This is a genomic window from Micrococcus sp. KRD096 (genome assembly GCF_017168495.1).
Taxonomy (GTDB): Bacteria; Actinomycetota; Actinomycetes; order Actinomycetales; family Micrococcaceae; genus Micrococcus; species Micrococcus luteus.
The window spans coordinates 70,413-94,703 of the sequence record NZ_JABFAY010000004.1 but is presented as its reverse complement, the minus strand read 5'-3'; the positions used below and the strand labels follow the sequence as shown (position 1 = coordinate 94,703).

The 24,291-nt window shown below is 74.0% G+C and carries 18 protein-coding genes and 1 pseudogene; 12 read left to right on the top strand and 7 right to left on the bottom strand.

Going from position 1 to position 24,291, the window contains the following annotated elements; translation table 11 throughout:
* Window positions 1–1,362: S9 family peptidase (locus J1M41_RS02670; RefSeq protein WP_241247653.1), on the top strand; the 1,362-nt coding region annotated here is incomplete at its 5' end.
* 6 nt (window positions 1,363–1,368) lie between these two features.
* Here the strand turns inward: J1M41_RS02670 and J1M41_RS02665 are convergent.
* Window positions 1,369–3,498, bottom strand: a complete 2,130-nt coding sequence (locus J1M41_RS02665) for a M3 family metallopeptidase (protein WP_206451089.1) — start codon at window positions 3,496–3,498, stop codon at window positions 1,369–1,371.
* Between the two features lie 99 nt (window positions 3,499–3,597).
* Between J1M41_RS02665 and J1M41_RS02660 the strand changes: the two genes are divergently transcribed.
* From J1M41_RS02660 to J1M41_RS02625, 8 genes are all read left to right on the top strand, one after another.
* A complete protein-coding gene (locus tag J1M41_RS02660; RefSeq protein WP_206451088.1) occupies window positions 3,598–4,359 on the top strand; it encodes a YebC/PmpR family DNA-binding transcriptional regulator in 762 nt (253 codons plus the stop codon).
* A gap of 47 nt (window positions 4,360–4,406) precedes the next feature.
* Complete coding sequence (gene ruvC / locus J1M41_RS02655) at window positions 4,407–5,042, top strand: crossover junction endodeoxyribonuclease RuvC (protein ID WP_036317938.1); 636 nt, start codon at window positions 4,407–4,409, stop codon at window positions 5,040–5,042.
* Window positions 5,043–5,122: 80 nt separating this feature from the next.
* Window positions 5,123–5,767 carry a Holliday junction branch migration protein RuvA gene (ruvA, locus tag J1M41_RS02650; protein ID WP_049147639.1) on the top strand — a complete coding sequence of 215 codons (645 nt, stop codon included), beginning with the start codon at window positions 5,123–5,125 and terminating at the stop codon, window positions 5,765–5,767.
* The gene (gene ruvB, locus J1M41_RS02645; RefSeq protein ID WP_115166198.1) at window positions 5,764–6,786 is read left to right on the top strand and encodes a Holliday junction branch migration DNA helicase RuvB; all 1,023 of its coding nucleotides are present in this window, start codon (window positions 5,764–5,766) and stop codon (window positions 6,784–6,786) included. Before ruvA ends, ruvB begins: the two co-directional genes overlap by 4 nt.
* 60 nt (window positions 6,787–6,846) lie before the next feature.
* On the top strand, window positions 6,847–7,311 hold the full coding sequence (gene yajC, locus J1M41_RS02640; protein ID WP_206451087.1) for a preprotein translocase subunit YajC: 465 nt from the start codon (window positions 6,847–6,849) through the stop codon (window positions 7,309–7,311).
* Window positions 7,312–7,381: 70 nt separating this feature from the next.
* Entirely contained in the window at window positions 7,382–9,208 is a 1,827-nt protein-coding gene (gene secD / locus J1M41_RS02635) for a protein translocase subunit SecD (protein WP_206451086.1), read from the top strand.
* Window positions 9,205–10,245, top strand: coding sequence for a protein translocase subunit SecF (secF, locus tag J1M41_RS02630; RefSeq protein ID WP_036317952.1), 1,041 nt, complete (start codon window positions 9,205–9,207; stop codon window positions 10,243–10,245). The genes secD and secF overlap by 4 nt, the downstream gene beginning before the upstream one ends.
* A 127-nt stretch (window positions 10,246–10,372) precedes the next feature.
* Window positions 10,373–12,643 carry a bifunctional (p)ppGpp synthetase/guanosine-3',5'-bis(diphosphate) 3'-pyrophosphohydrolase gene (locus J1M41_RS02625; protein WP_206451085.1) on the top strand — a complete coding sequence of 757 codons (2,271 nt, stop codon included), beginning with the start codon at window positions 10,373–10,375 and terminating at the stop codon, window positions 12,641–12,643.
* An 11-nt stretch (window positions 12,644–12,654) separates the two neighbouring features.
* Here J1M41_RS02625 and J1M41_RS02620 read toward each other — a convergent pair whose 3' ends face one another.
* Both J1M41_RS02620 and J1M41_RS02615 read right to left on the bottom strand, forming a co-directional pair.
* Window positions 12,655–13,272, bottom strand: a complete 618-nt coding sequence (locus tag J1M41_RS02620) for a hypothetical protein (protein WP_036380977.1) — start codon at window positions 13,270–13,272, stop codon at window positions 12,655–12,657.
* An 85-nt stretch (window positions 13,273–13,357) separates the two neighbouring features.
* Complete coding sequence (locus tag J1M41_RS02615) at window positions 13,358–14,737, bottom strand: DUF349 domain-containing protein (protein WP_206451084.1); 1,380 nt, start codon at window positions 14,735–14,737, stop codon at window positions 13,358–13,360.
* 174 nt (window positions 14,738–14,911) lie between these two features.
* On the opposite strand from J1M41_RS02615, the gene hisS reads away from it, so the two are divergent.
* Complete coding sequence (gene hisS, locus J1M41_RS02610; protein WP_206451083.1) at window positions 14,912–16,288, top strand: histidine--tRNA ligase; 1,377 nt, start codon at window positions 14,912–14,914, stop codon at window positions 16,286–16,288.
* Between the two features lie 60 nt (window positions 16,289–16,348).
* Here hisS and J1M41_RS02605 read toward each other — a convergent pair whose 3' ends face one another.
* Window positions 16,349–17,650 (bottom strand): APC family permease, encoded by a 1,302-nt coding sequence (locus J1M41_RS02605; RefSeq protein ID WP_206451082.1) that lies wholly within the window; start codon window positions 17,648–17,650, stop codon window positions 16,349–16,351.
* 145 nt (window positions 17,651–17,795) lie between these two features.
* Between J1M41_RS02605 and aspS the strand changes: the two genes are divergently transcribed.
* The gene (gene aspS / locus J1M41_RS02600) at window positions 17,796–19,610 is read left to right on the top strand and encodes an aspartate--tRNA ligase (RefSeq protein ID WP_078025478.1); all 1,815 of its coding nucleotides are present in this window, start codon (window positions 17,796–17,798) and stop codon (window positions 19,608–19,610) included.
* A gap of 26 nt (window positions 19,611–19,636) precedes the next feature.
* Here aspS and dtd read toward each other — a convergent pair.
* The 3 genes and pseudogenes from dtd to J1M41_RS02585 form a co-directional block, all read right to left on the bottom strand.
* Window positions 19,637–20,086 (bottom strand): annotated as a pseudogene (dtd, locus tag J1M41_RS02595) (D-aminoacyl-tRNA deacylase); the annotation flags it as partial.
* A gap of 44 nt (window positions 20,087–20,130) precedes the next feature.
* Window positions 20,131–21,870, bottom strand: a complete 1,740-nt coding sequence (locus J1M41_RS02590) for a choice-of-anchor I family protein (RefSeq protein ID WP_044659817.1) — start codon at window positions 21,868–21,870, stop codon at window positions 20,131–20,133.
* 139 nt (window positions 21,871–22,009) lie between these two features.
* Window positions 22,010–22,600, bottom strand: a complete 591-nt coding sequence (locus tag J1M41_RS02585; protein WP_044659816.1) for a DUF1697 domain-containing protein — start codon at window positions 22,598–22,600, stop codon at window positions 22,010–22,012.
* A gap of 52 nt (window positions 22,601–22,652) precedes the next feature.
* On the opposite strand from J1M41_RS02585, the gene J1M41_RS02580 reads away from it, so the two are divergent.
* Complete coding sequence (locus J1M41_RS02580) at window positions 22,653–24,050, top strand: replication-associated recombination protein A (RefSeq protein WP_206451081.1); 1,398 nt, start codon at window positions 22,653–22,655, stop codon at window positions 24,048–24,050.
* Window positions 24,051–24,291 lie beyond the last annotated feature (241 nt).

The following is a 24,291-nucleotide window of genomic DNA, read 5'->3' as shown; positions in this document are numbered from 1 at the left end:
GACCTGCCGCCCGCCCTGGCCGCCGCCGTCACCGTGGCAGCCCGGCGGGCCGGGGGTCGCGACTCCCGCGTCCGCCGAGCGGGCCGCCTGGTCCGCCGCGGAGTCACCGGATCGGTGCGCGGCGGCGTGGCCGTGGCCTCCCCGGTGGCCCGCTGGGCCCCGCCCGTGCTCAGCGTCGCCGCGGCCTCCGCCTTCGTGCTGGCCGGGGCGAGCTCGGCGCTCGCAGGCGTGTTCGCCCGCACCGTGGTGACCCCCGTGCGCCGCCACGCCGAGTCCACGCCGATCCTCGCCGTCGTCGACACGCCCGCCGGGCAGGACGTGATCCTGCAGGCCGACGAGTACACCACCGTGCCCGGCCAGTACTCCCTCACGTTCGACGACGGCGCCGGATGCGCCCGCATCGGGGAGATCACCTCCTTCGACCCCCGGGACGGCACGGTGCAGCGCGCGGTCGAGGAGGTCTTCTCCGGCGATCTGACGACGGCGACCCGGGGCCGGTTCACCGGCTTCGTCTACCCGACCCCCGCCGACGCCGGGCTCGACGCCGAGGACGTGCAGGTGCCGGTGCCCGGCGGCCACGCCCGCGCATGGCGCATCGAGCCGGACCCCAGCGAGGACGGCGAACCCCGTCCCGCGGAGGGGCTGTGGGCGGTGATGGTCCACGGCCGCGGCGCGCGCCGCAACGAGGGCATCCGCGCCGTGCCGACCGCCCGCCGCCTGGGCATGACGTCGCTGCTGATCTCCTACCGCAACGACGGCGACGCCCCGGACGCCGCCGACGCCCGCTACGGGCTCGGCACCACCGAATGGGAGGACGTCGAGGCGGCCATCCGCTACGCCCTCGACCACGGCGCCCGGGACGTCGTCCTCTTCGGCTGGTCCATGGGCGGGGCCGTGGTGCTGCAGACCGTGGACCGCTCCCCGCTGGCCCCGCACGTGCGCGGCGTGGTCCTGACGGGCCCCGTCATCGACTGGGTGGACGTGCTGCGCCACCAGGCCCGGCTCAACCGGATCCCCGAAGCCGTGGGCCTGCTCGGCCAGTGGCTGCTGGCCAACCGGGCCGGCCGGTTCATCACGGGCCTGGCCGCCCCCGTGGACCTCAAGGCCCTGGACTGGGTGACCCGCGCCGACCACGTGCGTGTGCCCACGCTGATCCTGCACTCCGAGGACGACGAGTACGTGCCCGTCGGCCCCTCGCAGGACCTGGCCGAGCGCAACCCGGACCTCGTGCGGTTCGTCCGCTTCCACCAGGCCCGCCACACCCGCGAGCAGAACGTGGACCCGCGCAAGTGGGACACCACCGTGCGCGGCTGGCTGCGCGCCGTGCTCAGCGCCCCCCGCCCCGGCGGCCGGGGGCGCTGACCGCGCTCAGGCCGCGGCGTCCGCCAGCCCCCGACGGCGCAGCAGCGGCTCGAGCTCGGCGTCCCGGCCACGGAACGCGCGGTAGGACTCCAGCAGGTCACGCGTATCGCCCCGCGAGAGCAGCTCGTCCGCGAACCGGCGGCCGTTCTCCCGCGTCATCCCGCCGTGCTCGCGGAACCACTCCACGGCGTCCGCGTCCAGCACCTCGGCCCACACGTAGGAGTAGTACCCGGCCGCGTAGCCGCCGCCGAAGATGTGCTTGAAGTAGCCGGTGCCGTAGCGCGGAGGCACCAGGTCCGGGTCGATGCCCGCCTCGGTCAGCACCCGGCGCTCGAACGCGGCCGGGTCGGCCGTGGCGGCGTGCACCGTCTCCTCCGTCAGCGAGTGCCAGGCCCAGTCCACGAGCGCTGCGCCCAGGTACTCGACCGTGCGGTGCCCCTCGCCCCACAGGTCCGCAGCCTCGAGCCGCTCCAGCGTCCCCGCCGGCAGCGGCTCGCCCGACTCCACGTGCCGCGCGTACGCGGCCAGCAGGGACGGCTCGCGCAGCCACACCTCGTTGACCTGCGACGGGAACTCGACGACGTCGCGCGGCACGTTCGTCCCGGTGAGCGAGGCGTACTCGCCCCGGGCCAGCAGCCCATGCAGGGCGTGGCCGAACTCGTGGAACAGCGTCGTGGCCTCATCCAACGACAGCAGGGCCGGACGCCCCGCCGCCGGGGCCGGCACGTTCATCGTGGTGAACACCACCGGGCGCTCGCCCAGGGCGTCCGCCATGTCCCGCACCGTGTGCATCCAGGCACCGCCGGACTTGGTCGGCCGCGCGAACAGGTCCGCGACGAACAGACCCACCCCGGCACCGTCCTCACCCGTCACCTCGAACACCCGGATCCCGGGGCGGTACAGGTGCCGCGCCAGCTCCGGGCGCTCGGCGAATGTGAGCCCGTACAGCGCCGTCGCCGCCGCGAACACGCCCTCGGTCAGCACCCGGTCCAGCTCGAAGTACGGGCGCAGGGCGTCCGCGTCCACCGCGAACTCCTCCCGCGCGTACGCCGCGGACAGCGCCGGCCAGTCCCACGGGGCCACCTCGGCGTCCGTCCGGCCCGCGTGCGCCGCCGCCGTCGCCGCGTCCGCCCGCGCGTTGGCCATCGCCCGCGGCGCCATCGCGGCCAGCAGCTCCTCCACGGCCGCCGTCGACGGCGCCGCCCGGTCCTTCAGCGCCTGCTCGGCCCAGCTCTGCGCCCCCAGCAGCCGCGCCTTGCGCAGCCGCAGCCGCACCATCGCCATCGCCGTCGTCAGCGTCTCGTGCTCCCCGGCCCCGCCCCGGCCCGTCGACGCCTCGAACACCTCGCGCCGCATCCCCTCGTCCTGCAGGGACGCCAGCCACGGCGGCACGTTCGTCCCGGTGAGCGAGGCGTACTCGCCCCGGGCCAGCAGCCCATGCAGGGCGTGGCCGAACTCGTGGAACAGCGTCGTGGCCTCATCCAACGACAGCAGGGCCGGACGCCCCGCCGCCGCGGCCAGGTCGTCCTCGCTCAGACCGGCCAGGCGCTCGCGGTCCGTGACGAGCACGGCGCGGGCCGCGGTGTCCGCGACGAGGCGGCGCGTGTAGGCGGCCGAGAGGGACGCCAGCTCCGTGTTGATCCCGCGCAGCTCCTCGCGCGCGGCGTCGTCCAGGTCCGCCCCCGCCAGGGAGAGGCGCAGGCGCAGCGCCTCCAGCAGGCGGGCGTCCTCGCCCGTGAGGCCGCCGTCGTCGATCGCCGCGACGCGCGCCGCCAGCCGCGGGTCCAGCAGGATCGCGTCCTCGTGGGCCGCGAGCTCGGGGGAGAGCTCCTCGGCCAGGGCCTGCCGCGCGTCCGTGCCGTCCGAGCCGACGAGCGTGAAGAACATGGCGGCGGAGCGGCGCAGCAGCTGGCCGGACAGCTCGAGCGCGCGGACGGTGTTCTCGAAGGTCGGCGCCGTGGCCGCCCCGAGGATCTGGTCGACCTCGGCGCGCTGGGCCGCCATCCCCGCGCGCACGGCCTCGGCCAGCTGCGCGTCGGAGACGGCGGAGAAGTCGGGCAGCCCGTAGGGCAGGTCGGAGGGGGTCGCCAGCGGGTGGTCGGCGGGCAGGACGGAGGGCGCGGAGGTGTGGGTCATGGGCGCGAGTGTAGTCAGCCGTGATCCGCGCCACCCCACCGGGCGTCGCTAGACTGGGCGGTCGAGCCAGCAGACGAGATCCAGACCTGAGGAGGCGTGATGGCAGGACATTCCAAATGGGCGACCACCAAGCACAAGAAGGCCGTCATCGACGCGCGGCGCGCCAAGGCGTTCGCGAAGTACATCAAGAACATCGAGGTCGCGGCACGTGCCGGCGGACCCGACGTCGCCGGCAACCCCGCCCTCGACCTGGCCGTGTCCAAGGCCAAGAAGGCCTCGGTGCCCAACGACAACATCGACCGCGCCGTCAAGCGCGGCGCCGGCCTCACCGGCGAGGTCATCGACTACGCCGAGATCATGTACGAGGTCCGCGGCCCCCAGGGCTCGGCGCTGCTGGTCGAGTGCCTGACCGACAACAAGAACCGCGCCGCCGCGGACGTGCGCGCGGCCGTCACCCGCAACGGCGGCACCATGGCCGACTCCGGCTCCGTCTCCTTCCTCTTCGAGCGCAAGGGCCTCGTGCGCCTGCCCGCCGAGGGCAACACCGAGGACGGCCTGCTCGAGGCCGTGCTCGAGGGCGGCGCCGACGCCGAGGAGGTCGTCGTCTCCGGCGACTCCTTCGAGATCCTCTCGGACCCCTCCGGTCTGCAGTCCGTGGCCAAGGCCCTCGACGAGGCGGGCGTGGAGTACGAGTCCGACGAGCTCGAGTTCGTCCCCACCATGAAGGTGGACCTGGACGCGTCGGGCGCCCGCACCTTCCTCAAGCTGGCCGATGCGCTCGAGGACCTCGACGACGTCCAGAACGTCTTCTCGAACGTGGACATCGCCCCCGAGGTCCTCGCCGAGCTCGACGAGGACTGATCGCGCTGAGCGCGCGCCGGCCCGCCGACGTCGTCCGGATCCTCGGGGTGGACCCGGGGCTCACCCGCTGCGGGATCGCCGTGGTGGACGTGGACGCGCGACGGCGGGCCGCGCTCGTCCACGTCGAGGTCACGGGCACCCCGCCCACCGCCCCCCTGGACCAGCGCCTCCTGCGCATCGACGAGGCCGTCTCCGCGGTCCTCGCCGCGCACCGGCCCGATCGCGCCGCCGTCGAGCGCATGTTCGCGAACACGAACACGCCGACCGTGCTGGGCACGGCCCAGGCCGCGGGCGTGGCGATCGCCGCGGCCGCGCGCGCCGGCGTCCCCGTGGGCCTGCACACCCCCTCCGAGGTCAAGGCCGCCGTCACCGGACACGGCGATGCGGGCAAGGAGCAGGTCACCACGATGGTCACCCGGATCCTCCGCCTCGACGCCCCGCCGCGCCCGGCCGACGCGGCCGACGCCCTCGCCTTGGCCATCGCCCACGGCTGGCGCGGCACCGCCCTCGGCGCGGCCGCCGGCCAGACCGGCCTCGACACCGCAGACCTCGCCTCCCGGGCGGGGCGCTCGCAGTTCGCCGCCAAGGCGCCAGCGCGCGCCCGCCCGCGGGGCCAGCTCACCGCCGCGCAGCGGGCCTGGCTCGACGCCGAGCGCTCGGCGGGCGGCGGGCGTCGCCGGTAGGCCGCTGCCGGGCCGGCGTTCGATGATATGTTCGAATCCGCGCCGACCGGCGTCCGTCCGTCCCGACAGGAGGGCCCCTCATGATCGCCTCGCTCAGCGGCACCGTCGAGCACGTGGCCCTCGACCGGGCGGTCATCGCCGTCGGCGGCCTGGGTGTGCAGTTCTCCGCCACCCCGCAGACGCTGTCCACCCTGCACGAGGGCCGGCCGGGGGCGGTGCAGACCCACCTCGTGGTCAAGGAGGACGCCCTGACCCTCTACGGCTTCGCGGACCGCGACGAGCGCGAGGTGTTCGAGGTGCTCATCACGGCCAACGGCGTGGGTCCCCGCCTCGCCCTGGCGATCCTCTCCGTCCACCACCCCGAGACCGTGCGCCGGGCGGTCACCGAGGAGGACGAGAAGACCCTCACCCGCGTGCCCGGCATCGGGCCGAAGATGGCGCGCAAGATCATCGTCGAGCTCTCCGGCCGCCTCGCGCCCACCGGGGAGCCGGTGCCCGAGGCGGAGGCCGAGGCGAGCGCCGAGCCGACCGTCGAGGCGCTCTGGCACGCCGACGTCGTGCAGGCGATGGCCGGCCTGGGCTGGTCCGAGAAGGAGGCGCTCAAGGCCGTCGAGGCCACCGTGGCGGCCCGCCCGGAGCTGGACGAGGGCCGCGACGTCGCCGCGCTGCTGCGCGCCACCCTGCGCGACGTCGGCATGGCCGGCGCGGTGCGAGGCGGGCGATGAGCGCGGAGTCCTCACCGCTGTCCGCGGCGGCCGTCGACCCGGAGGAGCGCCGGCTCGAGGCCGCGCTGCGCCCCAAGCACCTGGACGAGTTCGTGGGCCAGATGCGGGTGCGCGAGCAGCTGGACCTCATGCTCGCCTCCGCCCGGCTGCGGGACCGCGCCGCGGACCACGTCCTGCTGTCCGGTCCGCCCGGGCTCGGCAAGACCACGCTGGCGATGATCGTGGCCGCGGAGATGAACGCCCCCCTGCGGCTGTCCTCCGGCCCCGCGATCCAGCATGCGGGCGACCTCGCGGCCATCCTGTCCTCGCTCACCGAGGGTGAGGTGCTCTTCCTCGACGAGATCCACCGGATGTCCCGCCCGGCCGAGGAGATGCTCTACATGGCCATGGAGGACTTCCGCGTGGACATCGTGGTGGGCAAGGGCGCCGGCGCCACCTCGATCCCGCTCGAGCTGCCGCCCTTCACGCTCGTCGGCGCCACCACGCGGGCCGGCCTCCTGCCGGGGCCGCTGCGCGACCGCTTCGGCTTCACGGGTCACCTGGACTTCTACACCGAGGAGGAGCTCGAGCGCGTCCTGCGCCGCTCCGCCCTGCTGCTGGACATGCGGCTGGCCACGGAGGGGTACCGGCAGATCGCCCGGCGCTCGCGCGGCACCCCGCGCATCGCCAACCGGCTGCTGCGCCGCGTGCGGGACTGGGCGCTCGTGAAGGGGCTGGCCGAGGTCGGCGCGCACGACGCCGCCGCCGCCCTGGACATGTACGACGTCGACGGGCGCGGCCTGGACCGGCTCGACCGGTCCGTCCTCACCGCCCTGTGCACCACGTTCGGCGGCGGGCCCGTGGGGCTCAGCACGCTGGCCACCGCCGTGGGGGAGGAGGCCGAGACCGTGGAGACCGTGGCCGAGCCCTTCCTCATCCGCGAGGGCATGGTGGCGCGCACCCCCCGTGGCCGCGTCGCGCTGCCGGGGGCCTGGGAGCACCTGGGCCTCGCCGCTCCGGAGGCCACGCCGGGGCCGTGACGCCCAGGGCGGGCCCCTACACTGGACAGGCCCGCCCACCCCGAGCTTCAGGAGTCCCCCATGCCCGTCGCCGCCGCAGCGACCCTGCCCGTGATCGCCCAGCAGGCCCAGGGGGGTGGCGGCAGCATGCTCATGCTCATCGCCTTCGCCCTGCTCGCGGTGATGCTCTTCCTCTCCTTCCGCAAGGGCAAGAAGATGCAGCAGCAGCAGGCGCAGATGCGCAGCACCCTCGCCCCGGGCGTCGAGGTCATGACCGGCGCCGGCATCTTCGGCACCGTCGTGGCCGTGGACGCCGAGGCCCAGCGGGTGACGCTGGAGACCGCCCCGGGCACGCGCATGGACGTGCACCTGCAGGGCATCACCACCGTCGTGGAGCCCGAGACGGCCGCCGCGGCCGAGGCTCCGGCCGGCGTCGACCCGGCCGCCGCGCCCACCACGGACCCGTCGCGTCGGGATGACGCCCCCGGCACCGAGTACCGCGCCGACGACGCCGACCCGCGTCCGCGCCGCGACGACCTGGCCTGAGGCCCACCCACCCCTGCACACGCGGCCCCGCCTGGCGGGGCCGCTCGGATGTGACGGAAGCACCTGAGCAATGGCGAAGAGAACACCCTCCGGCTCCGCCGGGCGCACCCTGGCCTGGCTGGCCGCCCTCCTCGTGGTCCTGGCCGCGATCCTCGGCGGGGGCGTGGCCTCCGGCGCGGCCTCCTGGGCTCCCAAGCTCGCCCTCGACCTCGAGGGCGGCACGCAGATGGTGCTGGCCCCCGAGACCTCGACGGGCGAGTCCGTCACCCCCGAGCAGCTGGACCAGGCCGTGGAGATCATCCGCCAGCGTGTGGACGGCTCCGGCGTGGCCGAGGCGGAGGTCGCCACGCAGGGCTCCCAGAACGTGGTCGTTTCCCTGCCCGGGGTCCCGGACGAGGAGACCCGCCGGCTGATCCAGGCGTCCGCGGACATGCAGTTCCGCCCCGTGCTGCAGTCCGGACCGGGGGAGGCCACGCCCGAGGACCAGCGCCTGCCCGAAGACCAGCTGCCCGCGCCCGACGGCGAGCCGGCCGACGCCTACGACCCGAACTGGGTCACCCCGGCCCTGCTGGCCGAGTTCCAGGCCACGGACTGCACCGCCCCGCGGGACCCGGCCGCGCCCCCGCCGCCGTCCGACCGGGCGATCGTCGCCTGCCAGCCCTCCGAGGAGCTCGCCGACGGCGCCGTCACGTCGGCCCAGAAGTACATCCTGGGCCCCGTGGTCATCCCGGGCACCCAGATCAAGGGCGCGTCCAACGGCATGGCCCAGGCCCAGAGCGGCGTCTCCACCAACCAGTGGGTCGTCAACATCGAGTTCGACGAGGAGGGCACCAAGGCCTTCACGGAGGTCACCCAGAAGCTCACCCCGTACCCCGAGGGCGACCCGCGCAAGCAGTTCGCGATCCTGCTGGACGGGGACGTGATCTCCGCGCCGCAGTCCAACGTGGTCATCACCAACGGCAGCGCGCAGATCAGCGGCCCCACCCTGAACGAGCAGACGACGGCGCAGTTGGCCGAGCAGCTCAACTACGGCTCCCTGCCGATCTCCTTCTCGATCGAGTCCGAGCAGCAGATCTCCGCCACGCTCGGCCGGGACCAGCTCTTCTGGGGCCTGATCGCCGGCCTGATCGGCCTCGGCCTCGTGGCCATGTACCAGTTCTTCCAGTATCGGGCCCTGGGCCTGCTGACCTTCGCCTCGATCATCGTGGCGGGCGTGCTGACGTGGCTGACCATCGCGATCCTGGGCTGGACGGACAACTACCGCCTGTCCCTCGCGGGCATCGCCGGGCTCATCGTGGCGATCGGTCTGACGGCGGACTCGTTCATCGTCTACTTCGAACGCATCAAGGACGAGCTGCGCGCGGGCCACACCGTGCCCGTCGCCGTGCACGAGGGCTGGAAGCGCGCCCGGCGGACGATCACCGCGTCCAAGGCCGTGAACCTGCTGGCCGCCGTCGTGCTGTACTTCGTGGCCGTCGGCAACGTGCGCGGCTTCGCGTTCACCCTCGGCCTCACCGCGATCGCCGACCTGATCGTGGTGTTCATGTTCACCCACCCGCTCATGGTGCTGCTGGCCCAGACCCGCTTCGTGGGCGAGGGACACCCGATGTCCGGACTGGACCCGTCGCTGCTGGGCGGGCCGTCCCTGTACCAGGGCGCCGGGCGCTTCCGCGAGCCCGCCACTGCCCCCCGCACCGGGCTCCCGGCGGAGGCCTCCGACGAGCCGGCCGACGCCGACGACGCGGCGGCCGCCGACGCCCCGCGCCCGCTCGCCGCGACGGGCGCCCCCCGCGCGGGCTCGTCCGCCCGGGGCGGCCGCCGCTCGCGCACCGCGCCGCCCATGACGATCGCCGAGCGACGCCGCGCCGAGCGCCGCCGCCAGGAGGAGGACCAGTGAACCGCTTCGCCGACTGGGGCAACGCCCTCTACTCGGGCCGCATCTCCTACCCGTTCATCCAGCGCTGGCGGCGGTGGTTCGCCCTCGCCGCCCTGCTGCTCGTCCTCGCCGGCGGCCTGACCGCCCTCCGCGGTGGCTTCAACCTCGGCATCGAGTTCCGGGGCGGCTCCGAGTTCACCGTCTCGCAGACGGCCTCCACCGACGTGGCCGCGGGCGAGCGCGCCGTGACCGACGTGCTGGCCGACGGCCACGCCACCGTCACGAACGTCGCCCCGGGCACCGTGCGCGTCCAGACCGAGCAGCTCGACGACGCCCAGACCCGAGCCGTGGCCGCGAACCTGCAGGAGGCCTACGGCGTCGGCCAGGACCAGGTGACCTCGACCTTCGTGGGGCCGACCTGGGGCGCCGCGGTGTCGCAGCAGGCCCTGATCGGCCTGGTGATCTTCGTGGTGCTCGTGACCCTGTTCATGGCCGTGTACTTCCGCACCTGGAAGATGTCCCTGGCCGCCGTGCTCGGCATGCTCTACGTGGTCGCGCTGACCGCCGGCATCTACGGCGCCACCGGCTTCGAGATCACGCCGTCGGCCATCATCGGCTTCCTCACGATCCTGTCGTACGCGCTCTACGACACCGTGGTGGTCTTCGACAAGATCCGCGAGAACACGATCGGGGCCGAGGAGGACCCGGAGCGCTCCTTCGTCGAGAACGTGAACCTCGCGGTGAACCAGACGCTCGTCCGGTCCATCACGACCTCCGTCGTCGGCATCCTGCCGGTCGGCTCGATCCTGTTCATCGGCGCGGGGCTGCTCGGTGCCGGCACGCTGCGGGACATCGCGCTCGCGCTGTTCGTGGGCATCATCGTGGGCACCCTGTCCACCCTGTTCCTCCAGGCGCCGCTGTACGCCCTGCTGCGCCGCAACGACCCGGACGTGCGCGACCACGACGCCCGGGCCGCGGCCCGCGCCGCCCGGGAGCGTGCCTCAGAGGCGGTCACCGATCCCGACGTCGCCCCCTGGGACGACGGCGCGCGACTCTGACGGAGCCGCTGCGGCCCCGGCACGGGCCCCGGCGGTCTTTCTGGGGCGGGGCGGGACGGGCGCGGGTAGACTCGCCGATCATCCCGGCCGGAGCGGTCGGGGCCGCACGAGCCAGGAGGCGTGGCCCATGAGCGAGCAGGACCCCCCGGTGCGGCCCCGCAGCCGGATCGCACGCCTGACCGGCCGGCACGCCACCGAGTACTCGCCCCTGCTCGAGCCGCTGATGCGCACCGTGCGGCAGCGAGCCACCAAGACCGAGCTGGCCGAGATCGTCCGCGCCTTCGAGGTCGCCCGCGCGGCACACGAGGGGCAGATGCGGCGCTCCGGGGACCCGTACATCACCCACCCCGTCGCGGTCGCCACGATCCTCGCCGAGATCGGCGTGACGGGCCCGACGCTCCTGGCGGCCCTGCTGCACGACACCGTCGAGGACACGGACTACTCCCTGGAGCGCCTCCGCGCCGACTTCGGCTCCGAGGTCGCCCTCCTCGTGGACGGCGTGACCAAGCTGGACAAGGTGACCTACGGCGCCGCGGCGCAGGCCGAGACCGTGCGCAAGATGGTCATCGCGATGGCCCAGGACGTGAACGTCCTGCTCATCAAGCTCGCCGACCGGCTGCACAACGCGCGGACGTGGCGGTACGTCTCCCCGGAGTCCAGCGCCCGCAAGGCCCAGGAGACCTTGGACATCTACGCCCCGCTGGCCCACCGGCTCGGCATGAACACCGTCAAGTGGGAGCTCGAGGACCTCTCCTTCGCCGCCCTCAAGCCCAAGATGTACGCGGAGATCGTGCGCCTCGTGGGGGAGCGCAACCCGGAGCGGGAGAAGCACATCGCGGCGCTGCGCACCGTGATCGAGGAGCACCTGCGCGAGCACCGGATCCGGGCGACCGTCACCGGACGGCCGAAGCACTACTACTCGATCTACCAGAAGATGGTGACGCGCGGGAAGGACTTCGACGACATCCACGACCTCACGGGCATCCGGGTGCTCGTGGACTCCGTGCGTGACTGCTACGCCGTGCTCGGCGTCATCCACGCGCGCTGGAACCCGGTCCCGGGCCGGTTCAAGGACTACATCGCGGTCCCGAAGCTCAACATGTACCGCTCCCTGCACACCACGGTGATGGTGCCGGGCGGCAAGCCGGTGGAGATCCAGATCCGCACGCAGGAGATGCACCGCCAGGCCGAGTACGGCGTCGCCGCGCACTGGCGGTACAAGGCCCAGGTCGCCGCCCAGGCGCCGGTGCAGGCCACGCCGGCCTGGCTGCGCTCGGTGATGGACTGGCAGGCGGACACCCGGGACCCGGACGAGTTCCTCGCCTCGCTGCGCACCCAGATCGGGGCGGACGAGGTGTACGTCTTCACGCCGAAGGGGGAGATCCGCACCCTGCCGGCCGGCTCCACGCCCGTGGACTTCGCCTACGCCATCCACACCGACGTCGGCCACCGCACCATCGGCGCCCGGGTCAACGACAAGCTCGTCCCGCTGTCCACGCCGCTCAGCCACGGCGACACCGTGGAGGTCTTCACCTCGCGCGCCGAGGACGCGGGGCCGAGCCGGGATTGGCTGGGCTTCGTGGTCTCGCCGCGGGCCCGGTCCAAGATCCGTCACCACTTCGCCACGCAGCGCCGCGACGAGCAGGCCGACCGGGGACGCGAGTCGCTGACCCGTCAGCTGCGCAAGGCCGGCATGGCCGTGCAGCAGGTGCTCGGCGGCGAGGAGCTGGTGCAGGTGGCCACGGATCTCGGCTACGCGGACCTCGACGGGCTGTTCGTGGCCCTCGGCGACGGCCACGTGTCCGCCCAGTCCGTGCAGGAACGCGTCGCGGAGCGCCTCGCTCCGCCGACGTCGACGCAGGCCGAGCCGGAGGGCGAGCTGACCGTCGGCGAGGTGGACCTGCAGGAGCTGGTCCCGGCCCAGTCGCGGCGCGCCCCCGCGCGGGCCACCAACGACGCCGGCGTGCTCGTGGACGGCGACGGCGGCGTCATGGCCAAGCTGGCACGGTGCTGCAACCCGGTGCCGCCGGACGCCATCGACGGGTTCGTCACCCGCGGCTCCGGGGTCTCCGTGCACCGGGTCGACTGTCCCAACCTGGCGACCCTGCTCGCGCAGGAGCCGGAGCGCCGCACCCCGGTCAGCTGGGCGCCGTCGCGGGACACCGTCTACCTGGTGGAGATCCAGATCGAGGCGCTGGACCGCAAGTCGCTGCTCTCCGACGTCACCCGGGTCCTCTCCGAGAACCACGTGAACATCCTCTCGGCCTCCGTGAACACCACCCGCGACCGCGTGGCGATGAGCCGGTTCGTCTTCGAGATGGGCGACCCCCGGTTCCTCGGCCACGTGATCGACGCGGTGCGCCGCATCGACGGCGTCTTCGACGTGCACCGCACCTGAGCCTCCCGGCCTCAGTCGGGGACGTCCAGCGCCGCCAGCAGCGCGCCCAGCCGGCGCCGGGCCGCCACGACGCCGGCACGGCGGGTCCGGCGGGCCAGCCGCTCCCGCAGCCCGGCGGCGCCGTGGGCGCCGATCACGGCGGCCGCGCGCCGCGCCGCATCCGGGTCGGCGCTGAGCAGCAGGTCTTCGACTGTCCGGGCGGGCGTCGTGACCCGCACGGGGCCGAAGCGGAGCACGTCGTGCTCGGCGGGGGCGACGCCCGTGGCATCGGCCGCGACGTCCGACTGCGTGAGCGTCCAGGGCAGCAGGCCCCCGCCGGCGGGGCGCCGGTGGAAGTGCGGCACGGCCGCGTGCAGCCGCCCGGGCGCCGCGCCGCCGGCCAGGATCCAGGCCGCCGACGGGCCGATCGCGGTCCAGCCGGCGGCCAGGAGCGGGCCGCCGAGGGTCCACAGGGCAGCGGCCCGGACCGCGGGATCGTCCGCGGCGTCCGGCCGCGCCCACACCCCGGGCAGCAGCGGCCGCACGGCGCCCCGCGCGCCGAGCGCCTGCAGCTCCGGCTCCGTGAAGGGGTCGCCCGCCAGCACGAGTGCCCCGGTCGGGGCGGTCTCCTCGATCGTCACGGTCGTCATGCCCGGATCCTGCCAGAGACGAGGACGCCCCCGCGGCCGCCTGTGGACAGGCGGGCCGCGGGGGCGTGCTCGAGACGGGTGGGGCTCAGCGGAGCTCGGAGGCCGAGGCCTCGAGGGCCTGCTTCCACTGCAGGCGCGCGTCGAGCGCCTCCTGGGCCTTCTTGACGGCGCGCTGGTCGCCCTGGGCCTGGGCCCGGGCGAGATCCGCCTCGAGCCCCGCGATGGTCTCCTCGAGCTGCGTGAGGGCGGAGTTCGTGCGGGCCTTGGTCTCCGGGTCGGTGCGGCGCCAGTGCTCGTTCTCCGCCTGCTTGAGGGCGTCCTCGAGCTTGCGGAAGCCCTCCTCCATCCGGCGGACGTCCCCGCGGGGCACGCGGCCGGCATCCTCCCACCGCCCGCGCAGCTCGTTGAGCGCGCGCCGCCCGGCCTTGACGTCCGTGAAGGGGAGCAGCTTCTGGCCGTCGGCGAGGATCTGCTCCTTCACCTTCAGGTTGGCCCCGTACTCGCGGTCGATCTCCTGGTTCGCGGCCTTGCGGGCGGCGAAGAAGACGTCCTGGGCGGCGCGGAAGCGGGCCCAGAGGGCGTCGTCCTCCTTGCGGGAGGCCCGGGGGGCGCGCTTCCACTCGTCCATCAGGTCGCGGTACTTGCCGGCGGTCACGCCCCAGTCGGTGGACGTGGACAGCTCCTCGGCGCGGGCGATGAGGCGCTCCTTGACCTGCTTGGCCTCGGCCGAGGCGGCGTCCAGCCGGGAGAAGTGGGCGCGGCGGGTCTTGTCGAACGTGGTGCGGGCGCCGCGGAAGCGCTTCCACAGGTCGTCCTCGACCGACTTGGCCAGACGCGGACCGGCCTTCTGGGCGGCCTTCCACTGCTCGAACAGCTCCGTCATGCGCTGGGACGCGGTCTTCCAGGGCATCCGCTCGGCCGGGGTCTGGGCGAAGGTCTCGGCCTCGGCGACGATGGCCTCGCGGGTGGCCAGCTGCTCGGCCTGGGCGGCCTGCCGGGCCTCCTGTTCCGCGGCGCGGTAGTCGCCCAGGAGGGTCTCCAGGGCCGCCAGGCGGGTGCGGAGGGCGTCCATGTCGCCGACCATGTGGCGCTCGTTCACCGCGGTCGTCATCTGACCCAGCGCGCGGCCCAGCTCACCCGAGGGGGCGCCGGCGGCGATGCGCTGCTCGAACAGGGCCATCTGGGCGCGCACGTCGTCGTACTTGCGCACGAAGTACGCCAGCGCGTCCTCGGTGCTCGCGTCCGGCACCTGGCCGACCGCGTGCTCCTCCTGCCCGTCCAGCAGCGTGACGTGGCCGTCCTCGCTCACCCGGGCGAACCTGGCGGCCTCCTCCACCGGGGTGGGCGGCACGGTCGGGGCCGGCCGGGCCTCGGCGGGCACGGTCGTATCGGCGGCCTCGGCCGACGCGGGGGTGGACTCGGTGGCGGGGGACTGCTGGTCGTCGGGCTGCATGTGATTGGTCACCGCTGGAACTCTCCCTGACTGCGCCGGCACGCAGTCGTCGAGGGATGCGGCCGGTCGGGATGGACACGAACAGGGCCAGCGTACCGGGCCGGACAGCGCCCGCGCCTAGAATGGGCCGGTGCGCCGGCGGGGGACCGTCGCGCGTCCCCGCCGTCGTCGTCTCGAAGGATCGCCATGTCCCGCAAGGCCTCCCTGTCCGGTTTCCACGAGTGGCTGCCCGCCGAGCGGCTCGTGGAGCAGCACGTGCTCGACACGCTGCGGCGGACCTTCGAGCTGCACGGGTTCGCCGGCATCGAGACCCGTGCCGTGGAGACCCTGGGCCAGCTGCTGCGCAAGGGCGAGGTGGACAAGGAGGTCTACGCGGTCTCGCGCCTGGCCGAGGACGAGGAGGTCGCCGCGGGCCTGCGCGATCCCAAGGACCCGGCCGACCCCAAGCGCCTGGCCCTGCACTTCGACCTCACCGTGCCGTTCGCCCGCTACGTCGTGGAGAACGCCGGCCACCTCGCCTTCCCCTTCCGTCGCTACCAGATGCAGAAGGTCTGGCGCGGGGAGCGCCCTCAGGAGGGCCGCGCCCGCGAGTTCACCCAGGCGGACATCGACGTCGTCGGCGACGGCGCCCTCTCGCCCCGGTACGACGCCGACGTCGCACTGGTGATGGCCGAGGCGCTCGGCGCCCTGCCGATCGGCGACTTCCTCATCCGCGTGAACAACCGCAAGCTCGCCGAGGGCTTCTACCGGGGCATCGGCCTGGAGGACACCGCCGGCGTGCTGCGCAGCATCGACAAGCTGGAGAAGGTCGGCCCGGAGGAGGTCGCGCGGCTGCTCCAGGAGGAGGTCGGCGCGAGCCCCGAGCAGGCTGCGCAGGCGCTGGCCCTGGCGGAGGTCCGCACGTCGGACACCTCGTTCGTCGAGCGGGTCCGCGCCCTGGGGGTGACCCACGAGCTGCTCGAGGAGGGGCTGACCGAGCTGGCCGACGTCGTCGCCACCCTGCACCGCCGCGCCCCCGGGCGCGCCGTGGCGGACCTGTCCATCGCGCGCGGCCTGGACTACTACACGGGCACCGTCTACGAGACCGTCCTGGTGGGCCACGAGCAGCTCGGCTCGATCTGCTCGGGCGGCCGCTACGACGCGCTCGCGTCCAAGGGGAACCGCGTGTTCCCCGGTGTCGGACTGTCCATCGGCGTGACGCGGCTGGTGATGCGCATGCTGTCCCAGCAGATGGCCGTGGCCTCCCGCTCCGTGCCGACCGCGGTGTACGTGGCGCTGACGGCGGACGAGGACTGGTCCGAGGCCCAGGACGTCGCGGCCCTGCTGCGGGAGCGCGGCATCCCCGCGGAGGTCGCGGTGTCCGCGGAGAAGTTCGGCAAGCAGATCAAGTATGCGGACCGCCGCGGCATCCCGTTCGTCTGGTTCATGGGTCGGGACGACGCCGGCGCGCGGGTCCACGAGGTGAAGGACATCCGCTCCGGCGAGCAGCACGCCGCGGACCCGGCCGACTGGACCCCGCCGGCCGAGGACCTGCTGCCGCAGGTCGCCCGCGCGCAGGACTGAGCGGACGCGGCCGCTATGCCGGCCCCGGTGTGCGGCGGCGGTGGGTGTCTGCGCGTCGGGTCACCGGCCCCGGCGCCCGGCCCGCACGAACGCGCGCCCGCCCACCCCGATCAGGAACACGCCCGCCATCGCGGCCACGGACATCGGCGGCAGGCTGAGGGCGAGCAGCAGGCACAGGGCCAGGCCCAGGACGTTGACGGCGCGGGGCACGCGCAGCGGGCGCAGCGGGCGCGGCCGGGCCGGGCGGCGGCCGTCGTCGTCCCCGTGCAGGGTCAGGGCGGACAGGTTCGCCACCGCGTAGTAGACGAGCACGCCGAACGAGCTGAAGCCCACCACGGTGAGGATGTCCGTGGTGAGCAGGAGCAGGATCACGGCCGCGGCCACCGTCAGCTGAGCCGTCCACGGCGTGCCGGTCCCCGCATGGACCCGTGCCAGGGGGCGGGGCAGGTCGGACTCGCGGGCCATGGCCAGGGCGGTGCGGGAGATGCCCGTCAGCAGGTTGAGCATGGCCCCGGCCGCGGCGAGGGCGGCGCCGGCCACCGCCACCCAGCCCCAGCCGGAGCCCAGGGCGGTCTCGAGCAGGTCGCGCACGGGCGCCGGGGACCGGGCCAGCCCGGAGGTCCCGAGGCCCGAGATCAGCGCCGTGGCGAGCAGCAGGTACAGCGCCACGGTCACGGCGAGGGCGATCAGGATGGCGCGCGGGATCGTGCGTGCGGGGTCGATGACCTCCTCACCCATGGTGGCCACGCGCGCGTAGCCGGCGAACGCGAAGAACAGGACGCCCGCGCCCATGAGCACGCCCTGCACGGGGGAGTCGACGCCGAGCGCCGCGGCCGAGCCCCCGGGGGCCTCGCGCGCCAGGCCTGCGCCGATGGCCAACACGAGCACGGCGAGCACGGGCACGAGGATCGCCAACGTCGCCTGCGCGGTCCGCGTCACGCCCGCCATCGCCACCCCGGTGAGCACGACGACGGCGGCCACGCCCGTCCACCGGGCCGCGGCGGCGTCGTCGGGGAAGAGGTACAGGCCGAGGGTGGCCGCCATCGCGGCCACCGACGCGGTCTTGCCCGTGACGAAGCCCCAGCCGGCGACGAAGCCGGCCCACGGGTGCAGCTGCCGCCGGCCGTAGACGTAGGCGCCGCCGGACTCGGGGTGGACGGTGGCCAGCTGCGCCGTGGACAGGGCGTTGCACAGGGCCGCGACGGCCGCGACCGCCAGGGCCCCGTACAGCAGGCCGGGGTGGCCGCCGGTGAGCGCGGCCGCCAGGCCGATCGCGGTGAACACGCCCGCGCCGATCATCGAGCCGAGGCCGATCGCGACGGCGTGGAGCAGGGTCAGGCGGCGCTGCAGGGCGGCGGTCATGACGGGGTCCTCCTGGGCTGGGGCAGTGTGGACGGGGCACTAGACTGACGGGAACGGCGCGCGCCCGCCCCGCAGGCGTATCACACGGCGTCGACCATCACATGAACCCCGCACATCGTCCGGCGACCGGACGGAGAGGATCCTCGTGCTGCGCACCCACTCCCTCGGCGAGCTCAACGCCTCGCTCATCGGCCAGACCGTCACCGTCACCGGCTGGGTGGCGCGGCGGCGAGACCACGGCGGCGTGGCCTTCGTGGACCTGCGCGACGCCTCGGGCTTCGCCCAGGTTGTGGTGCGGGACGAGGCGGACTTCGACCCGCTGCGCAACGAGTGGGTTCTGCAGGTCACCGGCACGGTCGAGCGCCGCCCCGAGGGCAATGAGAACCCGAACCTTCCCTCCGGTGAGATCGAGCTGATCGCGGAGACCGTGACGGTGCTCAACACCGCCGCCGCGCTGCCGTTCCAGGTGGACGAGCACGTGGAGGTCGGCGAGGAGGCCCGGCTGCGCCACCGCTACCTCGACCTGCGCCGCCCGCAGCCCTCGCGCATCATGCGCCTGCGCTCCGAGGTCAACCGGACGGCGCGCGAGCTGCTGCACGGCGAGGGCTTCGTGGAGGTCGAGACCCCGACTCTCACGCGCTCGACGCCGGAGGGCGCCCGCGACTTCCTCGTCCCGGCCCGCCTGGCTCCCGGCTCCTGGTACGCCCTGCCGCAGTCGCCGCAGCTGTTCAAGCAGCTGCTGCAGGTGGGCGGGATCGAGAAGTACTACCAGATCGCCCGCTGCTACCGCGACGAGGACTTCCGCGCGGACCGTCAGCCCGAGTTCACCCAGCTGGACATCGAGGCCTCCTTCGTGGAGCAGGATGACGTGATCGCCCTCGGCGAGAAGATCGTCAAGGCCCTGTGGGCCCTCGTGGGCGTGGACGTGCCGACGCCGATCCGCCGCATGACCTACGCCGAGGCGATGGAGAAGTACGGCTCGGACAAGCCGGACCTGCGCTTCGGCCTCGAGCTGACGGACCTGACCGAGTACTTCAAGGACACCCCGTTCCGCGTGTTCCAGAACGAGTACGTGGGCGCCGTCGTGATGCCGGGCGGCGCCTCCCAGGCCCGCCGCACCCTCGACGCGTGGCAGGAGTGGGCCAAGCAGCGCGGCGCCAAGGGCCTGGCCTACGTGCTCATCCAGGAGGACGGCGAGCTGACCGGCCCGGTGTCCAAGAACATCTCCGAGGAGGAGAAGGCCGGGCTGGCCGCCGCCGTGGGCGCGAACCCGGGCGACTGCGTGTTCTTCGCCGCCGGGAAGCCGAAGGAGTCCCGCGCGCTGCTGGGTGCGGCCCGCGTGGAGATCGGCCGTCGCTGCGGGCTGTTCACCGATGCCGGTGACGGCGTGGCCGCGAAGGACGCCGACTGGGCGTTCGTGTGGGTCGTGGACGCGCCGATGTTCGAGCCGGCGGCCGACGCCGTGGCCTCGGGCGACGTCGCCGTGGGTGCGGGCGCCTGGACCGCCGTGCACCACGCGTTCACCTCGCCCAAGCCGGAGTTCGCGGACACCTTCGACACCGACCCGGGCGCGGCCCTGGCGTATGCGTACGACATCGTGTGCAACGGCAACGAGATCGGCGGCGGTTCCATCCGCATCCACCGTCAGGACGTGCAGGAGCGCGTGTTCGAGGTCATGGGCTTGTCCCCGGAGGAGGCGAACGAGAAGTTCGGCTTCCTGCTCGAGGGCTTCAAGTACGGCGCCCCGCCGCACGGCGGCATCGCGTTCGGCTGGGACCGCGTGGTCGCCCTGCTGGCCGGCACCGACTCGATCCGCGAGGTCATCGCGTTCCCGAAGACCGGCGGCGGCTTCGACCCGCTGACGGCCGCACCGGCGCCCATCACCGCCCAGCAGCGCAAGGAGGCCGGCGTCGACGCGCAGCCGGAGCCGAAGCAGGCCGAGGCCGAGCCGGAGGCCTGATCCGGGTCCGCGGCGGGCCCGCCTCGGCCGCGCCGCGGACCGGCCAGCTCGTCCGAGTCCACGATCAGCGTGAACGGCCCGGAGTTGGTGAGGGAGACGTCCATCTTCGCGCCGAACACCCCGCGCTCCACGCGCACGCCGGCGGCCTCGAGCTCGGCCGTGAACCGCTCGTAGAGCGGCTCGGCCTGGTTGCCCTTCGCCGCGCGCGTCCAGGACGGCCGCCGGCCCTTCCGCACGTCGCCGTACAGCGTGAACTGGCTGACGACGAGCGCCGGGGCACCGGCGTCGGTGAGGGACCGCTCGCCGTCGAGCATGCGGAGCCCGGCCACCTTGCGGGCCACCTGGACGGCCTCGGCCTCGGTGTCGTCGACGGTCACGCCGAGCAGGATCACCAGCCCCTCGCCCTCGAAGGAGCCGACGACTTTGCCGTCGACGGTCACGGACGCGGAACGGGCGCGTTGCAGAACGGCTCTCATGCAGCCATTCTGCAACGCGCCCGGAACCGGTCCGCGTCAGCGGATCACTGACGACGGGTCGGATTCACCTCGTACACGGTGGTCGAGCCGGAGACCTCGTTGGCGACGATCAGCAGGGCGGTGCCGGAGGGGGACTCGTCGGCCGGCACGAAGGTCAGGCCCTCGGCGCCCATGTCACCCAGGCCGGCCGTGGCGTCGTCGCCCGCGGCATCCCAGTCACGGTCGTTGACGTAGTCCACGTAGGTGGCGTTCCGCGGGTCGGTGATGTCGAAGACCACCACGCCGCCGATGCGCTCGAGGCCCACGAACGCGTAGGTGCGGCCCTGGATCGTGCCCACCACCACGGACTCGGGCTCGGGGCCCTTGTCATCCGAACGGGAGTCCCCGGACGGGGTCTCGTCGTTGTTCGCGTTGAACGCGTGCTCCGGCAGCTCGCCGGCGGCCACGAGCCGGGCGATCTGCTCCTCGATCATGCCGGCGGAGTCGAACAGGCGGGTGCCGTCCGCGGTGTAGATGGAGAAGGACCGGCCGCCCAGTGTGGTCAGGGAGGAGTGGCACTCGCGCTCAGAGTCGTAGCCGAGGTCGGTGAGCACCTTCAGGCGGCCCAGGGCATCCTTCTTCTGCAGGGCCTTGGCCCCCGGGAACTCGGCGGCGCACAGGTCCAGGTCGCTGACGCGCTCGGAGTCGTTGAAGTCGCCCCACTCCCGCCCGTCACCCTCGTTGGCGGTGACGACCAGGTTCTGACCGCGCCAGCGGTACGTGTCGATGCCGTCGGGCATGGGCAGGCCGTCGACCGGCCAGTGGCCCAGCTCGATGCCGCCGTCCTTGTCCGAGGCGTCCAGCACGCCCTCGGTGGACCAATCGGTGGGCGTCAGCGCCCAGAGGTCCTCCAGCGTGGCGGACTTCAGGTCCACGACGGCGACGGCGTTGGCCTCCTGCACGGACACGTAGGCGGTGCGTCCGGTCGGGTCGACGGTGACGTACTCCGGCTCGAGGTTGCGAGCCACCCGACCGGCGGGCTCGTGACCGGCGGGCACCGCCATATCGGGGCCGGAGACGCGCACGCCGGCGGGCAGGGCGGTGCCGGCGTCGTAGGCGCGGAAGTCCACGGTGCGCACCGCGTCCTGGGTCAGGCGGGAGAACTGCCGGGCGTTCTTCGGTACGGAGACCACGGAGATCGTGCCCTCCGGGTCGACGGAGAAGTCGTCGGCCGGTTCGCCCTCGTTGGCGACCACCACGTACGCCCCGTTCGGGGAGAAGGCCAGCGAGTCCGGCAGGGCACCCACCCGCACGCCGCCGAGGTAGCGCAGGGTGGTGGTGTCGAAGAACACGACCCAGCCGTGGTCGGTCTTCTCGGCGGCCTCGACGGCGACGGCCATCACACCGCCGGAGACAGCGACGGAGTTCACCGTGGCGCCCTTGTCCGTGACGGAGCCGTCCGCGGTGCGCAGGCCCTCGGCGGAGAGGGTCCGCTCGGCCACGGGGGCGGCGTCGGCGCCCAGGCGCATGACGTCGACGGCGCCGCGCTGCGCATTCACCACGAACAGGCGGCCGGAGACCGCGTCGAAGGCCGGGATCTCGGCGGCGGACTCGCCGAACACGCCGGTCTCGTGGGTGCCGGCGCGGGTGAGCTCGATGCTCTTGCCGGACGGGTTGGCGGCGATGGCGGCGCGCTGGGCCGTGGCCGAGTGCGGGGCGGGCGCGCTGAGGGAGGCCGGGGCGAGGAAGGCCGTGGACAGGGTCGCGGCGGTGACGGCCGTGGCGAGGCGTGCGAGGCGAGGCATGGATGCTCCAGTCAGGGCAGGGAGGCGGAGGACGGGGTCACCCCATCGCACGGATGTGAACGGTCCGTGACGTCCCGGCCAGCGCGCGGTGTCCCGCGGGTGTCGACGCCCCGGACGCCCCGCGTGCCGTCCGCCGAGGTCAGTCCTCGCTCGGCAGCCCCGCGAGCACCCGCACCGTCGTGAGGTTCCGGGCCGTGCCGCGCACCCCGAGCGCCCGGTCGAGGCGGGCCGGAGTGAGCGGGGAGTCGGCGACCCCCGCGGCGCAGCGCATCCACAGCAGCCGTCCCTCCAGGGCCGTGCGATCCGGCCCCGCGGGTCGGTCGTCCCCGTGGTCGAGCGCGGCCAGGGCGGCGGCCGCCTCGGGTGCGGGGTCGTCCTCGAGCACGGTGAGCTGCGTGCGTTTCGGCTCGCCGCCGGCCCAGGGGAGCGCGTCGTGCAGCTCCAGGGCGCGCCGGAGCGTGCCCACGTCCACGAGGACCACGGGGACGTCGAGGCCGCCCTCCTCACGCGCCCGTCGCGCGAACCCCTGCCGCACGCCCTCCGCGGCCGCGTCGGAGGACGCCCGGAACAGGACGTTGCCGCTGGCCAGGTGGGTGGTGACCGCCTCCCCGCCGGCGGCCTGGGCCCAGCGGATCAGCGTGTCCTTGCCGACACGGTTGCTCCGCCCCACGTTGATCCCGCGCAGCAGCAGGACGTGGGTGTGGTCGGTGCGCGGGGCGGCGGGGCTCATGCGGCCATGATGCCACCCACGCCCCCGCGGGCCGAGGACTACCCTGGACCCGATGGACGACCTCTTCAGCGCCGCCCACAACGGGGCCGACGACGACGGCCCGGCCGGCACCGTGGCCGCCCCGCACCCCGGCGCACCGCTGGCCGTGCGCATGCGCCCGCGCACGCTGGATGACGTGCTGGGCCAGCGGCACCTCATGCGGCCGGGCTCCCCGCTGCGCAAGCTCGCCGAGCCCGATCCGGACTCCGCCGCGGGACCGAGCTCGGTCATCCTCTACGGGCCTCCGGGCATCGGCAAGACGACGCTGGCCCACGTGATCGCCCGCGCCCCCGGGCGCACGTTCACGGAGCTGTCCGCGATCACGGCCGGTGTGAAGGACGTGCGGCAGGTGATGGAGCAGGCCCAGCGCGAACGGGACCTCTACGGGCGCACCACCGTCCTGTTCCTCGATGAGATCCACCGCTTCTCCAAGGCGCAGCAGGACGCGCTGCTGCCGGGCGTCGAGAACCGCTGGGTCGTGCTGGTGGCCGCGACCACGGAGAACCCGTCCTTCTCCGTGATCGCACCCCTGCTCTCCCGGTCGCTGCTGCTCACGCTGCGTCCCCTCACGGACGACGACATCGTCGGGCTGCTGGACCGTGCCGTGACCCAGGAGCGCGGGCTCAACGGCGCCGTGGTGCTCCAGGACGACGCGCGGGACTACCTGGTGCGGATGGCCGGCGGCGACGCGAGGCGGGCGCTCACGGTGCTGGAGGCCGCGGCCGGCGTCGCCCTGGACAAGGCGCGCGAGGCCGGCCGGGCGGGGGAGGGCGCCGTCGCGGTCACGGAGGAGGACGCCGCGCAGGCGATGGACCACCACGTCCAGCGCTACGACAAGGACGGCGACCAGCACTACGACGTGATCAGTGCCTTCATCAAGTCCATCCGCGGCTCGGACGTGGACGCGTCGATGCACTACCTCGCCCGGATGCTGGAGGCGGGGGAGGACCCCCGGTTCATCGCCCGGCGGCTGATCATCTCCGCGTCCGAGGACGTGGGCATGGCCGACCCGACCGCGCTGCAGACCGCCGTGGCCGCCGCCCAGGCCGTGCAGCTGATCGGCATGCCGGAGGGACGCATCATCCTGGCGCAGGCCGTGACGCATCTGGCCACCGCGCCGAAGTCCAACGCGAGCTACACCGCCGTGAACGAGGCGATCGCGGACGTGCGGGCCGGCCACACGGGCGCGGTGCCGGCGCACCTGCGGGACGCGCACTACCCCGGCGCGGCGGCCCTCGGCCACGGCCAGGGCTACGTCTACAGCCACGACGAGCCGCACGCCGTCGCCCGTCAGCACTACGCGCCGGACCCCCTGGTCGGGAGGGACTATTACCGGCCCAAGCCCATCGGACACGAGAAGCGGCTCACCGAGCAGGTGGCCGCGCTGCGCCGGATCATCCGCGGCGACTGAGCGCGCGCCGGGCCCGAGGGCGGACGCCTCGGGCGGCCGCGCGGAATAAAGACGCCCGGATCACCGGTTGTCCAGGGATGAGCGGGGCGGTCGACGTCGGCCCGCCGACTCCTCGCCCGCTCGCGCCCCCATGCACCACCGACGCACAGAAGGAACAGAAGGAGCCGCCCCCATGACCCAGTCCACTCCGCAGCAGTCCACCCCCCAGCACACCGCCGCGCAGCAGCCGGCCCCGTACGGC

Coding starts and splice junctions, on each gene's coding strand:
- ruvA (WP_049147639.1), top strand. CDS start 5,123: ATGATCGCCTCGCTCAGCGGCACCGTCGAGCACGTGGCCCTCGACCGG.
- secD (WP_206451086.1), top strand. CDS start 7,382: ATGGCGAAGAGAACACCCTCCGGCTCCGCCGGGCGCACCCTGGCCTGG.
- J1M41_RS02625 (WP_206451085.1), top strand. CDS start 10,373: ATGAGCGAGCAGGACCCCCCGGTGCGGCCCCGCAGCCGGATCGCACGC.
- J1M41_RS02620 (WP_036380977.1), bottom strand. CDS start 13,272: ATGACGACCGTGACGATCGAGGAGACCGCCCCGACCGGGGCACTCGTG.
- J1M41_RS02580 (WP_206451081.1), top strand. CDS start 22,653: ATGGACGACCTCTTCAGCGCCGCCCACAACGGGGCCGACGACGACGGC.
- J1M41_RS02665 (WP_206451089.1), bottom strand. CDS start 3,498: ATGACCCACACCTCCGCGCCCTCCGTCCTGCCCGCCGACCACCCGCTG.
- J1M41_RS02660 (WP_206451088.1), top strand. CDS start 3,598: ATGGCAGGACATTCCAAATGGGCGACCACCAAGCACAAGAAGGCCGTC.
- J1M41_RS02590 (WP_044659817.1), bottom strand. CDS start 21,870: ATGCCTCGCCTCGCACGCCTCGCCACGGCCGTCACCGCCGCGACCCTG.
- ruvB (WP_115166198.1), top strand. CDS start 5,764: ATGAGCGCGGAGTCCTCACCGCTGTCCGCGGCGGCCGTCGACCCGGAG.
- J1M41_RS02585 (WP_044659816.1), bottom strand. CDS start 22,600: ATGAGCCCCGCCGCCCCGCGCACCGACCACACCCACGTCCTGCTGCTG.
- yajC (WP_206451087.1), top strand. CDS start 6,847: ATGCCCGTCGCCGCCGCAGCGACCCTGCCCGTGATCGCCCAGCAGGCC.
- hisS (WP_206451083.1), top strand. CDS start 14,912: ATGTCCCGCAAGGCCTCCCTGTCCGGTTTCCACGAGTGGCTGCCCGCC.
- J1M41_RS02605 (WP_206451082.1), bottom strand. CDS start 17,650: ATGACCGCCGCCCTGCAGCGCCGCCTGACCCTGCTCCACGCCGTCGCG.